The sequence below is a fragment of the Candidatus Oscillochloris fontis genome (assembly GCF_004138135.1).
Taxonomy (GTDB): domain Bacteria; phylum Chloroflexota; class Chloroflexia; order Chloroflexales; family Chloroflexaceae; genus Oscillochloris; species Oscillochloris fontis.
Genome location: NZ_RYFD01000005.1, coordinates 13,615 through 27,483 on the forward strand (window position 1 = coordinate 13,615; position 13,869 = coordinate 27,483).

The following is a 13,869-nucleotide window of genomic DNA, read 5'->3' on the forward strand; positions in this document are numbered from 1 at the left end:
CAACAAAAACTGGGGTTTGGGGGGGCAGCGCAACCATACGGCCCACCGGGCCGTCTCTACGGTGGGGAACCCCAGACGGCCCACCGGGCCGTCTCTACTCTGGGAACGGCAGCGGCACACTATTCGGATCAAAGCCGTCGGCAATCTCCAGATCGCCACTCGCCTCAGCGGCGGCACGCAACTGATCATACCAGGGGATGAAGGTCTCGGCATAGAATTGCTGCGCACCCATACTCTGTTGGAGTTGGTTGAAGTTCTCAAAGGCGCGCTTATCCTCAAGGTTGGGGCCAGCTTGGCGCTCCAAGACCTCAAAGACATACCACGACTCACCAACCTGGATCTTGGTGGGGGTGTTCAGTTCCAGTGTGAACCCCGCCCCATCCAGCTCAGGTGGCAGATTACCAAGCGGCTCCCAGCCCATATCGCCACCCTTAGGCGCAGTCTCCAGATCCTTCGAGCGATCTTTGGCTAGAGTGGCAAAATCAGCCCCGGCTTGCAGATCGGCAAGGATCTGATTCGCATCGGCTTCACTCGTCAGCATCATGATCCGGGCGTGGAACATATCAGCGCGGGTGTTGCGTGCCAGTACCTCCAGCGTCAACTGTTGTTGGGCCTGCATGAGCCGATCTGCCGATGGATTGGCAAAGGGATTTTGGGGATCGAAGGGGCTGGTCATACTGAAGAAACTCGCATCCACCTGCGCGGGATCAATCCCAATCCCATGGCCACGGGCATACTGCATGAGCAACAACTCCTGCACCATCGAATCAAAGATCCCCGCCCGCGCATTCTGCTCATTCGCCAACGCCTCGATCTGCTCACGAGTCTGGCCAGTCAACATCATGTTCGCAATCGCCGGACCAATGTCGGTCTCCATGCGTTGGGCGAAGTCGTTGAGGGTATAGGTATCTGGTCCAACCCGCAGGATCTGGGGATTGGTGGCACTCACCTGAAGAGTGGCACCGTTGGTTGTACTCTGACACGCCCCCAACGCCAGTAGCAGAATCAGGGCTAACAGCCCGCCAACATAGTGCTTCACACACACCTCCACACTAATCATCATCGTAGCTCGTCTCGTTGAGCGAGAGGATCGCCATGAACGCCTCTTGGGGGATCTCGACATTCCCAACCATCTTCATGCGCTTCTTGCCCTCTTTCTGCTTTTCGAGCAGTTTGCGCTTACGGCTGATGTCGCCCCCATAACACTTGGCCAAGACATCCTTGCGCATCGCTCGCACCGTCTCACGGGCGACGATCTTCGCGCCAATCGCGGCCTGGATGGGCACTTCAAACATCTGGCGCGGGATGAGCTTGCGTAGTCGCTCGACCAAGGTGCGCCCCTGGTTGTAGGCGAAGTCGCGGTGAACGATCAGCGAGAGGGCGTCTACCGGCTGCTGGTTGACAAGGATGTCGAGTTTGACCAGATCGGCCTCCTGGTAGCCCGCCAGATGGTAGTCGAGCGAGGCGTACCCCTGAGTCCGGCTCTTCAGTTGGTCATAGAAGTCAATCACGATCTCGGCCAGTGGCATCTTATACTTCAACTGCACACGGGTCGGATCGAGGTAATCCATCGCATCAAAACTACCGCGCTTGGTCGTCACCAGATCCATAATTGTGCCGATATAGCGTGTTGGCGAGATAATATTGATCTGCACAATCGGCTCTTCGATGCTACCCAACTTACTCAAGTCGGGCATATCGGAAGGATTATCCACCGCAAGAATCTCACCATCGGTGAGCAGCACTTGGTACTCCACACTCGGCGCGGTAATGAGCAGATCGAGGTTATATTCACGCTCCAGGCGTTCGCGCACAATCTCCATGTGCAACAAGCCCAAGAAGCCACAGCGGAAGCCGAAGCCGAGCGCGTTACTACTCTCCGGCTGGAAGGAGAGCGCCGCGTCATTCATCTTGAGTTTCTCAAGCGCCTCGCGCAGCTCCGGGTAGGCATTACTATCCACCGGATAGAGTCCAGCGAAGACCATCGGCTTCGCCGGGCGATAGCCGGGTAGCGGCGACTCAGCCGGATTATCGGCGAGGGTGATCGTATCCCCCACCTGACACTCCTCAACCGTCTTAAGGCCGGTGGCGATATAGCCCACCTCCCCGGCGACCAGTTCGTTGAGCGGGGTCATACCGGGGCGGAAGATACCCAACTCAAGCGTGCTCGCACTCGCGCCGGTGCCAATAAAGCGCACGACCGAGCCGGTAGGGAAGGCTCCATCCACCACACGCACATAGGCGATCACACCCTTATAGGCGTCATAGTGCGAGTCGAAGATCAGGGCGCGGGCGGGCTGGTTGCGCTGGCCACGCGGCGGCGGGATGCGCTGCACAATCGCCTCCAGGATCTCCGCAATCCCGATGCCCTCCTTCGCCGAGGCCATGATCACCTCTTCGGCGGGAATCCCGATCACCGACTCGACCTCACCGGCCACCTCTTCGGGATGCGCACCGGGTAGATCAATCTTGTTGACCACCGGAATAATCGTCAGGTCATGTTCAACTGCGAGGTAGACATTCGCCAAGGTTTGGGCCTCAATGCCCTGAGCGGCATCAATCACCAGCAGCGCACCCTCGCAGGCGGCCAGCGCCCGCGATACCTCATAGCCAAAATCAACATGGCCGGGAGTATCAATCAGGTTCAGTTGGTAGCGCTGGCCATCCTGGGCCACATACTCCATACGCACCGCCTTAGCCTTGATCGTGATCCCCTTCTCGCGCTCCAAATCCATACCGTCGAGCAACTGCTCACGGCTTTGGCGGGCACTAATCGTTTTGGTTACTTCGAGCAGCCGATCCGAAAGCGTCGTTTTGCCATGATCGACATGGGCGATGATCGAAAAGGTGCGAATATGGTTCTGATCCGACATGGTTACCTAAATAGAACCGAGGGGCCACCTCGGCGTGAAGCGTCTAATACGCTGCAAGTATACCAGCCTCATGCGGTTGTGTGCAAAAGGCCGTCTGCGGGTAACTGTTCACACTTCTCCTAGCTTCCAGTTTTTGACGCAAAGACGCAGAGGCGCAAAGCCTGCAACAAAACCTTTGCGTCCTTGCGCCTTTGCGTCAATACGAGATTTCTTTTACCCCAAGTGTGGAATAGTTACAAGGTATTTCAAATTTGACACAATGACCACCTCATGCTATACTCCGCGAGTGCGTGCGGGGGTGTAGCTCAGCTGGGAGAGCGCGACAATCGCACTGTCGAGGTCAGGGGTTCGAGCCCCCTCACCTCCACCAAACGTACATTTCATGGGGCCATAGCTCAGTTGGGAGAGCGCGACACTGGCAGTGTCGAGGTCAGGGGTTCGAACCCCCTTGGCTCCACCACAAGGATAGACGCCACGCTCTATGCGTGGCGTCTGTTTGTGTTTCGGGGTGTGATATTTTGACTTTTGTCGCGCTTGACGTTTCCGAATGCCTATGGTATCCTCGCTATGTTCGTCAATTGTAAGGGTTGCACAGTTTATGGGCGCAGCATTTGGTAATATTCTCCTCATTGGTGGTCTCGTACTCCTCCTTATTGGGTGGAGCGATAACCGTTTGGGGGGGGAAGCCTAGCAACCCGGTACAGCACTAAGTCTGAACCTCCCACGGAAACGCGGGGGGTTTTTTTCGTCATCATCACCCTGACCAACGCCGCACCTCAGGGATACCCACATCGCCGTGGGGATGAATCAGCACCGCCTCTCGTAGGGATAAGACCGCCACGGTGGCGGCGCGGGCAACCAGCCGGTTGTTCCGCTTGGTCTCGCATTGCGTCATGGAGTGAGAGTACGTAGCTATGCGATCAGATACGATCAAGCGCGGGTTTGAACGCGCCCCCCACCGCAGTCTCTTGCGGGCGACCGGCCAGATCCTTGATGAGGCTGATTTTGGTAAGCCGTTTATTGCGGTCTGTAACTCCTATATTGATGTGATCCCTGGGCATTCCCATTTGCAGGAGTTCGGGCGGATCGTCAAAGAGGCCATCCGCGCTGCTGGTGGTGTTCCTTTTGAGTTCAATACGATTGGTGTAGACGATGGCATCGCCATGGGCCACGAGGGGATGCGTTTCTCGTTGCCTTCCCGTGAGTTGATCGCTGATTGTGTCGAGACGGTGGTTGCGGCCCACTGCTTCGATGGCATGGTCTGTATCCCCAACTGTGATAAGATCGTGCCCGGTATGCTGATGGGCGCGGCCCGCGTCAATATCCCAACCATTTTTGTCTCCGGCGGCCCGATGGCCGCCGGTATGGATGAGGCGGGCAATAAGTCCGACCTGATCACGGTCTTTGAGGCGGTCGGGAAGCGCGCTTCGGGCAAGATCAGCGACGAGGAACTGCTCAAACTAGAGCAGATTGCCTGCCCCACCTGTGGCTCCTGCTCCGGCATGTTCACCGCCAACTCCATGAACTGCCTCTGCGAAGCGCTGGGCATCGCGCTTCCCGGCAATGGCACGATCCTGGCGATTGCCCCGGAGCGCCGCGATCTGGCCCGCCGCGCCGCTACCCAGATCATGACCCTGGTGGAGCGCAATTTGCGCTTCCGCGATATTGTCACCGCCGATGCGATTGATAATGCCATGGCGCTCGATGTGGCCATGGGCGGTTCGACCAACACGGTGCTGCATGTGCTGGCGCTGGCTCGTGAGGCCGATCTGGACTACCCGGTGGCGCGCTTTAACGAGGTTTCGGATCGGGTTCCGCACTTGGCTAAGGTCAGCCCGGCATGGGATGGTACGCGCCAGTGGCATATTCAGGATGTGCATGCGGCGGGCGGAGTACCGGCGATCCTGGCCGAGTTGGCCACCAAGCCGGGGGCGCTGAAGTTGGATGCGCTGACGGTGATGGGCGGCACGCTGGGTGAGAGCCTGGAGGGCGCAATGGTGCTCAATCCGGAGTGCATCCGCCCGGTCACGAACCCGCACACCGAGCGCGGGGCGTTGAGTGCCCTCTTTGGGAACTTCGCTCCCGAAGGCAGCATCATCAAGGTGGGTGCGGTCGAGCAGCACGAGATGCACTTCCACGGCCCGGCGCGCTGCTTCGATAGCGAAGAGGCGGCCACCAATGCGGTCATCAATGGCCAGATCAGACCGGGCGACGTGATCATCGTGCGCTACGAAGGCCCGCGTGGCGGCCCTGGCATGCGCGAAATGCTCGCGCTGACCAGTATGGTCAAGGGCATTCCCGAACTGGCTAGCACCACCGCCCTGATCACCGACGGGCGCTTTTCGGGGGGCACACGCGGCCTCTGCATTGGCCACGTCAGCCCGGAGGCTGCCGAGGGCGGCCCGATTGGCCTCGTTACTGACGGTGATATGGTAACAATTGACCTGGGGGCACGCACCCTCAGTGTGGATGTGAGTGAGGATGAGATGGCGGCACGCCACGCGGCCTGGACGCCCCCAGCGGCCAAGTATCGCCGGGGTTGGTTGGCGCGCTATACCCGAATGGTGACCAATGCGAGCAAGGGCGCAGTTTTAGAATAAAGACATCTGGTGCGCGCGGCGTAGCCGCACGCACCACTACTGCAAGCATCAGGAGTAGAGACTATGTCAGAGACACGTACAGGCGCCCAGATCATGTGTGAGGCGCTCATCCGCGAGAATGTTGAGGTCATGTTCGGTATTCCGGGGGGGGCGATCATGCCCTTCTACCACGCAATGTGGGAGTACCGCGAGAAGTTGCGCCACGTTCTGTGTCGTCACGAGCAGGGTGCGGGCCACGCCGCCGAGGGCTACGCACGCTCCACCGGGCGCATCGGGGTCTGTATTGGTACCTCCGGGCCGGGTGTGACGAACCTCGTTACCCCGATTGCTGACGCGATGATGGACAGCACCCCGCTGCTGGCGATCTGTGGTCAGGTTGGCAGCCTGGTGTTGGGTAAGGATGCCTTCCAGGAGACCGATATTACCGGCATCACCATGCCGATCACCAAGCACAACTACTTGGTCAAGCGCGCCGAGGAACTGCCGTATGTCTTCAAGGAGGCAATTCATATTGCCACCACCGGGCGGCCGGGGCCGGTTCTGATTGACATCACCAAGGATGCCATGCAGAAGAGCATCGTTCCCAACTGGGATGTCAAGCTCAACCTGCCCGGCTACAAGCCCAACTACCATGGCAACCGCAAGCAGATCCGCGAGGCGCTGCGCATGCTGGCCCATGCGAAGAAGCCGCTGATCATTGTCGGCAATGGGATCATTCAGGCTGGGGCCAGCGATGAGTTGCGTGCCTTTGCCGAGCGCCTGGGCATCCCGGTGCTGACCACGCTGCACGGGATTGGCGCACTGCCCGAAAGCCATCCGCTCAACATCGGCATGCCGGGGATGCACGGCTGGGTACATGCCAACCGCGCCATCCAGGATTGTGATGTGCTCTTCAACATTGGGGCACGCTTTGATGACCGCGTGACCGGCAAGGCCAGCACCTTCGCGCCCAATGCCAAGGTCATCCATGTGGATATTGACCCCTCCGAGATTGGCAAGAACGTCAAGGTGGCGGTGCCGATTGTGGGCGATGCGCGCAATGTGCTCAAGGCGCTGCTGGAGGATATGCCCGCCCAGGAAGAGTTGGCCGCGCTGCATAGCAACGCCTCAGACTGGATGGAGCACATCCGCGACATGCAGGATCAGCACCAGGGCAAGCAACAGTACGTCAACCGCGCCAAGACCGAGAACATGGCGCTGCCGCCCCACGATGTCTACGCAGGCATCAGCGAGATGCTCAACCTCCACGGCAACTACCACGTCGTCACCGATGTGGGCCAGCACCAGATGTGGGCTGCGCAACTCCTCGACTACAACCACGGCCCGCGCACCCTGATCACCTCTGGTGGCGCAGCCACCATGGGCTTCGCCGTCCCGGCCGCGCTCGGTGTGGCAGTGGCCAACCCGGACAGCATCATCTGGGCGATCTGTGGTGATGGCGGCTTCCAGATGACCAACCAGGAGATGGCAACGATCATGCAGGAGGGGATCACCAACATCAAGGTGGCGGTGATCAACAACGGCTACCTGGGTATGGTGCGTCAGTGGCAGGAACTCTTCGAGAACAAGCGCTACAGCGGCACCCCGCTGAGTGGCCCCGACTTTGTCAAACTGGCCGAAGCCTACGGCTGGAAGGGCATCCGCGTGGAGCGCAGCGAGGATGTGCGCGCCGCGATTGAAGAGGCTAACAACACCAACGGCCCGGTGCTGATTGACTTCCGCGTCGAGCGTGAGGTCAACGTCTTCCCGATGGTGCCGCAGAACAAGTCCATCGGTGAGATGCTGACGACCGAGGCAGATATGTAGGGGTGTCCCTATTGGCCCTCACCCCCCTAGCCCCCCTCTCCCGTTCGCTGCGCGAACAGGCGAGGGGGGGATACACTCCGGGATACCGCAGCAATGTACCCCCCTCTCCTGTGGGCGAAGCCCACGGGAGAGGGGTTGGGGGTGAGGGCCATCCGGCGGTGCAGTGTCAAGTACCTACGAATATTGTCTTAAAGAAGAAAGTACAATCTCCAATGCAGAAGCATACCATTGTGGCCCTGGTGCAAGATCGCCCCGGTGTGTTGAGCCGGGTGGTGGGGTTAGTGCGGCGGCGCGGCTACAATATCGAGAGTCTGGCGGTTGGACACAGCGAACAACCCAGCGTGAGCCGCCTCACAATCGTGGTAGAGTCCGAGGATGTCGAACAGGTCACCAAGCAACTCTACCGGCTGATCGAGGTCATTAAGGTGAGTGACGTGACCTTCGACCCGACGGTGGAGCGTGAGATGGCGGTGGTGAAGTTGCATGCCCCGGCCTCGGTGCGCCACGAGATCATCTCGATGTGCGGGGTCTTCGAGGCCAAGGTGGTGGATGTGGGGACGACCACGCTGATCATCGAGATGACCGGCACCCCCTCCAAGGTGGAGAACTTCTTGGAGGTGGTGCGCCCCTACGGGATCAAGGAGATGATGCGCACCGGACGGATCGCGATGGTGCGCGGCTCACGCGGGCACAATGCCGGGGAGTATATCGAGTCGGCGGCGTAATCTGATATAGTAGCGTCGCAGGCGACTTCCGCTTGGGGCTACGCCCCAAACCTATGGTTTTGGTGGTGCGGTTGGCCGCTTTGCAGCCAATCGCACCACCAAAACAAGAATTTTTTCGTGGGGGCCACAGGCCCCCACACCCCGCGAAGGGGCGAAGTAGCGCCCCTACAACCTTTATTTGTGGAGGAACGAGACATCATGGCGGAGCTTTTTTACGACAAGCAGGCAGATCTTGAGCGGTTGAAGGGGAAGCCGATTGCGATCATCGGGTTTGGCAGCCAGGGCCATGCCCATGCGCGCAACCTCGCCGATAGTGGCCTGGATGTGCGGGTGGGCCTCTACCCCGGCTCGAAGAGCTGGAGCAAGGTAGAAGAGGCCGGTTTGAAGCCGATGAGCGTTGCCGATGCGGCCAAAGAGGCCCAGATGGTGATGATCCTGACCCCGGATACCGTGCAGGCCGAGATCTACCGCGAGCATATCGCTCCGCACATGGAGCCGGGGAAGACCCTGATGTTCGCCCACGGCTTCAACATCCGCTTCGGCCAGATCGCGCCCCCGGCGGGCATTGATGTCAGCATGGTCGCCCCCAAGTCGCCCGGCCACCGCGTGCGCGAGGTCTACACCCAGGGCGGCGGCGTGCCGGCACTGGTCGCGGTGCAGCAGGATGCCACCGGCGGCGCGTTGCAGGATGCGCTGGCCTACGCCAAGGGTATCGGCAGCACCCGTGCCGGTGTGTTGCTGACCACCTTCGCCGAAGAGACCGAGACCGACCTGTTCGGTGAGCAGGTGGTGTTGTGTGGCGGCGTCAGCTCGCTGGTGAAGACCGCCTTCGAGACGCTGATCGAGGCCGGGTATCAGCCCGAAGTGGCCTACTTCGAGTGTATGCACGAACTGAAGCTGATCGTGGATCTCTTCTACCAGGGTGGTCTGAACTACATGCGCTACTCGGTCAGCGACACGGCTGAGTGGGGCGACTATGTGGCCGGGCCGCGCATCATCACCAACGAGACCCGCAACGCGATGCGCCAGATCCTGAGCGAGATCCAGAGTGGCGCGTTTGCCGAGGATTGGATCGAGGAGAACCACACCGGGCGGGCACGCTTCAATGCGATGCGCAAGGCCGATGTTGATCACCCGATTGAGCAGATCGGGGTGCAGTTGCGGCGGATGATGCCCTTTGTTGGGCCGCGTGAGGTAAAGCCGGGCGAAGGCGGAGCGTAAAAAGAAGCGCCGCAGTGCGAATGTCGCGCTGCGGCGCTTCTTTTCCACAGGAGGGATACTGCAATGGATGTCGATCATGTACGGATTTTCGATACGACCCTGCGCGATGGTGAACAGGCCCCTGGCTGCACGATGACCCTGGAGGAGAAGCTGGAGGTTGCCCGCCAACTTGCGCGTATGCGGGTGGATATTATTGAGGCTGGGTTCCCGGCGGCTTCCCCTGGTGACTGGGCGGCGGTGCATGAGATCGCTCGTGAGGTGGGTACCCCCGATGGCCCCACGATTGCGGCCTTGGCGCGTGCCAACAAGGACGATATTGATAAGGCGTGGACGGCCATTCAACCAGCGACACATAAGCGTATCCATACCTTCATGTCCACCTCGGATATTCATTTGGATCACCAGTTCCGCAAGAGTCGTGGTGAGGCGCTCGAATTGATCGGCGAAATGGTCAGCTATGCGCGTTCCCTCTGTGATGATGTTGAGTTTTCACCGATGGATGCTACCCGATCTGATCATGAGTATCTCTTCCAGGCATTAAAGATTGCGATTGAATGTGGCGCTACGACGCTCAATATTCCTGATACGGTTGGCTATTCAACACCCCAGGAGTATGGCGATCTGATCGCCGCGATTCGTCAGAACGTCCCCGGTGGTGATCAGGTGATCATCTCGACCCACTGCCACGACGATCTGGGGGTGGCGGTAGCCAACTCACTGGCCGGGGTGCATGCCGGGGCGCGCCAGATCGAGTGTACGATCAACGGCATCGGGGAACGCGCCGGGAATGCCTCGCTCGAAGAGGTCGTGATGGCGCTGCATACCCGCGAGCAGTTCTACGGCCTGAAGACCCAGGTGGTGACCCGCGAGTTGGCGCGTGCATCGCGCACGGTGAGCAGCTTCATTGGCGTGCCGGTGCCGCCCAATAAGGCCATCGTGGGCGCGAATGCCTTTGCCCACGAGTCGGGTATTCACCAGGATGGCGTGCTGAAGAACCGTATGACCTATGAGATCATGAGTGCCGAGACGGTGGGCTTGGATGGCAATGCGCTCATTCTGGGCAAGCATTCGGGTCGTCACGCCTTTCGCAAGCATGTTGATGCGATGGGCTATGCGTTGGACGATGAAGCCTTCCAGCATGTCTTTGCGCGCTTTAAGGATCTCTGCGACCGTAAGAAGCGCGTGGATGACCGCGATATTGAGGCGCTGATCTCTGGCGAGATCCAGCATACGCCCCAGATCTATAAGCTGGCCCACGTGCAGTACAGTGCGGGCACGGGCATGATTCCCACCGCCACGGTGCGCTTGGTTGGCCCCGATGAGAGCGAGCAGATTGATAGTGCGCTCGGTACTGGCCCGGTGGATGCGATCTATCAGGCGATCAACAAGATGATCAACCGTCCCAACGAGCTGATCGAGTTCTCGATCAAGGCGATCACCGAGGGGTTGGACGCGGTGGCCGAGGTGACGGTGCGCATCCGCGAGCAGAGCGAAGAGGCCGGGGCAGTGGATGATCCCACCAGCATCAACCTGACCGGCAAGCGCTCGGTGCAGCAGATCTTCTCCGGCTATGGCATCAACACCGACTCGGTGCTGGCAGCGGCGGAAGCCTACATGGCCGCCCTCAACAAGATGTTGGCTGCCGGGCAGGCGCGGATTACCGCCGAGGCGGCGGCGTATGCGGCGGGGTATACCGGCGAGTAGGTTCATTGGCCCTCACCCCCCTAGCCCCCCTCTCCCGTTCGCTATGCGAACAGGCGAGGGGGGGATACGCTCCGGGATACCCCAGCCATGTGCCCCCCTCTCCTGTGGGCGAAGCCCACGGGAGAGGGGTTGGGGGTGAGGGCCATTCGGCGGCACCGCCAACCCCAAACTCCCAACCGAAGGTCAAAACTATGCACACAATAGCCTATCTCGGCCCGCCCGGCACCTTCTCGGAAGAGGCGGCGATGGCCTACACCGGCGGGCAAGCCAGCTATTTACCCCTGGCTAGTATCCCCGCCGTCGTCACCGCAATCGAAACCGGGGCGGCAGATCGCGGGTTGCTGCCGATTGAGAATCTGCTGGAGGGCAGTGTCAATTTTACCCTCGATCTGCTCATCCACGAGACCCAACTCCAGATTGCGGGCGAGATTGTGATCCCCATTCGCCAATACTTGGTGGCGCGTGAGGGGCTGCGTCTGCCCGATATTAAGGTACTCTATGGCCATCCGCAGAGTCTGGGGCAGTGCCGCAAGTTTGTCGAGCGTTGTCTGCCGGGGGTGGCGACCATCGCCTCGCTCTCGAACAGTGCCGCGCCTGCCGAGGCCATGGCCGATGAGCGCCCGGCGGCAGCGATCAGTACCCTGCGCGCCGCTGAGATTACTGGTGCGCACATTCTGGCCCGCGATATTGCCGATACGCTGGGCAATGTGACCCGCTTTATCAGCTTGGGCCGCCAGGATGCTGCGCTCACGGGCGATGATAAGACCAGTTTCTGCTTTGCCTTCACCGAAGATCGCGCCGGAACGCTGGTTGAAGCTCTGCAAGCACTGGCGCTTGAGCAGATTAACATGACCAAATTGGAATCACGCCCAGCGCGTGAAGTGTTGGGGAAGTATATCTTCTTGGTGGATATTAACGGACACCGCAGCGAACCGCATGTAGCGCGGGCGCTCGAACAGATTGCCGCGCAGTCGGGCATGTTCAAGGTGTTCGGGAGTTACCCGCGTTGGCAGAGCCAATGAGGGCGGTGTGTCCTAAGGAGTCTTCGCGTGCAGATCTTTCTCTACGATACCACCCTCCGCGATGGAACGCAGCGCGAGGGGCTTTCGCTTTCCGTCGAGGATAAACTCAAGATCACGTTGATGCTTGATGAGTTGGGCATCCACTACATCGAGGGCGGCTGGCCCGGCTCGAACCCCAAAGATGCCGAGTATTTCCAGCGTGTCCGCGAGACGCCGCTGCGCCAAGCGCGGGTAGCCGCGTTTGGCAGTACGCGCCGTGCCGGGGGCCAGTGTGATGATGATGCTAACATCCAGGCACTTGTCGCCGCGCAAACCCCGGTGGTGACGCTGGTGGGCAAAAGCTCGGTGCTGCATGTCGAGCAGGTGCTCGAAACCACCCGCGCCGAGAATCTGGCCATGATCGGTGAGAGTGTAGCCTACTTCAAAGCGCTGGGCAAAGAGGTCTGCTATGATGCCGAGCACTTCTTTGATGGCTACAAACTGGATGCCGACTATGCGCTGAGTACGTTGCGCACCGCCACCGAGGCCGGGGCCGATGTGCTGGTGCTGTGCGACACCAACGGCGGCTCGTTACCCCACGAGGTGGCTGCGATTACACGGGTGGTACGTGCGCAGATCGGTGATGCTCCGACCCAGATCGGCATTCATACCCACAACGATGGCGCACTGGCCGTGGCCAATGCGATGGCCGCCGTCCAAGAGGGTGCGACCCAGGTGCAGGGCACGATCAACGGCTATGGCGAGCGCTGCGGCAACATGGATCTCATCCCCACGATTGCCAATCTGCAACTCAAACTCGGCTATACCTGCATCACCCCGGCCCAACTCGCCCGCCTGAGTGAACTCTCGTACTATGTGGCCGCGATTGCCAACCTGAATCCCGACGACCACGCGGCCTATGTGGGGCGCAGTGCCTTTGCGCACAAGGGCGGCATCCATGTGGCTGCGATTGCCAAGGTGGAGCATAGCTACCAGCATATTGACCCGACCCTGGTTGGGAATCAGAAGCGGGTCGTGGTCAGCGAACTCTCCGGGCGTGGCAACATCCGCATGCGTGCCGAAGAGTTGGGGTTACACCTGAATGGCCACGAGCGCGAAGTGCTCCAGCAGATCAAGGAGCGCGAGAGCAAGGGCTACCAGTTCGAGGCCGCCGAGGGGAGCTTCGAGATGCTGGTACGCCGTAGCGCCGCCGATTATGTAGCGCCCTTTGAACTGCTCGACTTCACCGTCACGGTGGAGAAGCGTGGCAGCAATGAAATCACCGCCCTCGCCACCGTCAAGGTGCGGGTGGGTGACGAACTCATGCACACCGCCGCCGAAGGTGAGGGGCCAGTGGATGCGCTGGATGCCGCCATCCGCAAGGCGTTGCTGCCCCACTACCCACAACTGGCCGAGGTGCGCCTGGTGGACTTCAAGGTGCGTATTATTGATGCGCACCTGGGTACTGCCGCCACCCCCCGTGTTCTGATCGAGAGTGCCCGTGGCGATGAGCGTTGGAGTACCACCGGAGCCTCGCCCAATATCATTGCCGCTAGTTATCAGGCGCTCTGGGATAGCCTGGAGTTGCCGTTGTTGCGTGGCTAGAGACGCAATATGTTGCGTCTCTACGCGCAATATGTTGCGTCTCTACGCGCAATATGTTGCGTCTCTACGGAGGCGGTGCAGCCGCATTGGCGTTCGGTTAAGCGTCCTCTTGCGCCTCGGTTTTTGACCGCAGAGGACGCAGAGGAACGCAGAGGAAGAACCATAGGTAGCGCAAAACCCATCCCTCTGCGCACCTCTGTGTCCTCTGCGGTTGATAGGGTGTACCAGCGAGGATGATGCCCTCCGTAATCGAACGACTATGCGGCGCGGGGCTTCGACAAGCTCAGCCACCGCGCCGCTGGCTGAGCTTGTCGAAGCCATGCGGCGCATCCCA

General features: G+C 60.1%; 10 protein-coding genes and 2 tRNA genes. 9 read left to right on the forward strand and 3 right to left on the reverse strand.

All coding sequences use genetic code 11. The features are described 5' to 3' along the window. Window positions 1–94: 94 nt before the first annotated feature. Window positions 95–1,063: a foldase protein PrsA gene (locus EKD03_RS03605; RefSeq protein WP_161569173.1), complete on the reverse strand. Its 969-nt coding sequence runs from the start codon at window positions 1,061–1,063 to the stop codon at window positions 95–97. Beyond that, a complete protein-coding gene (gene lepA, locus EKD03_RS03610) occupies window positions 1,053–2,873 on the reverse strand; it encodes a translation elongation factor 4 (RefSeq protein ID WP_129627618.1) in 1,821 nt (606 codons plus the stop codon). Before lepA ends, EKD03_RS03605 begins: the two co-directional genes overlap by 11 nt. A gap of 294 nt (window positions 2,874–3,167) precedes the next feature. Here lepA and EKD03_RS03615 point away from each other — a divergent pair. Both EKD03_RS03615 and EKD03_RS03620 read left to right on the forward strand, forming a co-directional pair. Beyond that, window positions 3,168–3,243, forward strand: a tRNA-Ala gene (locus EKD03_RS03615). Between the two features lie 14 nt (window positions 3,244–3,257). After that, window positions 3,258–3,333: transfer RNA gene (locus EKD03_RS03620), tRNA-Ala, on the forward strand. Window positions 3,334–3,627: 294 nt separating this feature from the next. On the opposite strand, the gene EKD03_RS18340 is transcribed toward EKD03_RS03620, so the two are convergent. After that, window positions 3,628–3,768, reverse strand: coding sequence for a hypothetical protein (locus tag EKD03_RS18340; protein WP_161569174.1), 141 nt, complete (start codon window positions 3,766–3,768; stop codon window positions 3,628–3,630). 19 nt (window positions 3,769–3,787) lie between these two features. Here EKD03_RS18340 and ilvD point away from each other — a divergent pair, with 19 nt between their 5' ends. The 7 genes from ilvD to cimA all read left to right on the forward strand — a co-directional run bounded on the left by ilvD (window position 3,788) and on the right by cimA (window position 13,535). Beyond that, complete coding sequence (ilvD, locus tag EKD03_RS03625) at window positions 3,788–5,473, forward strand: dihydroxy-acid dehydratase (protein WP_129627621.1); 1,686 nt, start codon at window positions 3,788–3,790, stop codon at window positions 5,471–5,473. Between the two features lie 63 nt (window positions 5,474–5,536). After that, window positions 5,537–7,279, forward strand: coding sequence for a biosynthetic-type acetolactate synthase large subunit (gene ilvB, locus EKD03_RS03630; RefSeq protein WP_129627624.1), 1,743 nt, complete (start codon window positions 5,537–5,539; stop codon window positions 7,277–7,279). Window positions 7,280–7,491: 212 nt separating this feature from the next. Then, window positions 7,492–8,004 (forward strand): acetolactate synthase small subunit, encoded by a 513-nt coding sequence (gene ilvN / locus EKD03_RS03635; RefSeq protein ID WP_129627627.1) that lies wholly within the window; start codon window positions 7,492–7,494, stop codon window positions 8,002–8,004. Window positions 8,005–8,202: 198 nt separating this feature from the next. Next, entirely contained in the window at window positions 8,203–9,225 is a 1,023-nt protein-coding gene (gene ilvC / locus EKD03_RS03640; protein ID WP_129627630.1) for a ketol-acid reductoisomerase, read from the forward strand. Between the two features lie 63 nt (window positions 9,226–9,288). Continuing rightward, on the forward strand, window positions 9,289–10,929 hold the full coding sequence (locus EKD03_RS03645; protein ID WP_129627633.1) for a 2-isopropylmalate synthase: 1,641 nt from the start codon (window positions 9,289–9,291) through the stop codon (window positions 10,927–10,929). Between the two features lie 191 nt (window positions 10,930–11,120). Further along, window positions 11,121–11,951 (forward strand): prephenate dehydratase, encoded by an 831-nt coding sequence (gene pheA, locus EKD03_RS03650; protein WP_129627636.1) that lies wholly within the window; start codon window positions 11,121–11,123, stop codon window positions 11,949–11,951. Between the two features lie 27 nt (window positions 11,952–11,978). After that, on the forward strand, window positions 11,979–13,535 hold the full coding sequence (cimA, locus tag EKD03_RS03655; protein WP_129627639.1) for a citramalate synthase: 1,557 nt from the start codon (window positions 11,979–11,981) through the stop codon (window positions 13,533–13,535). The last annotated feature ends 334 nt before the right edge of the window (window positions 13,536–13,869 follow it).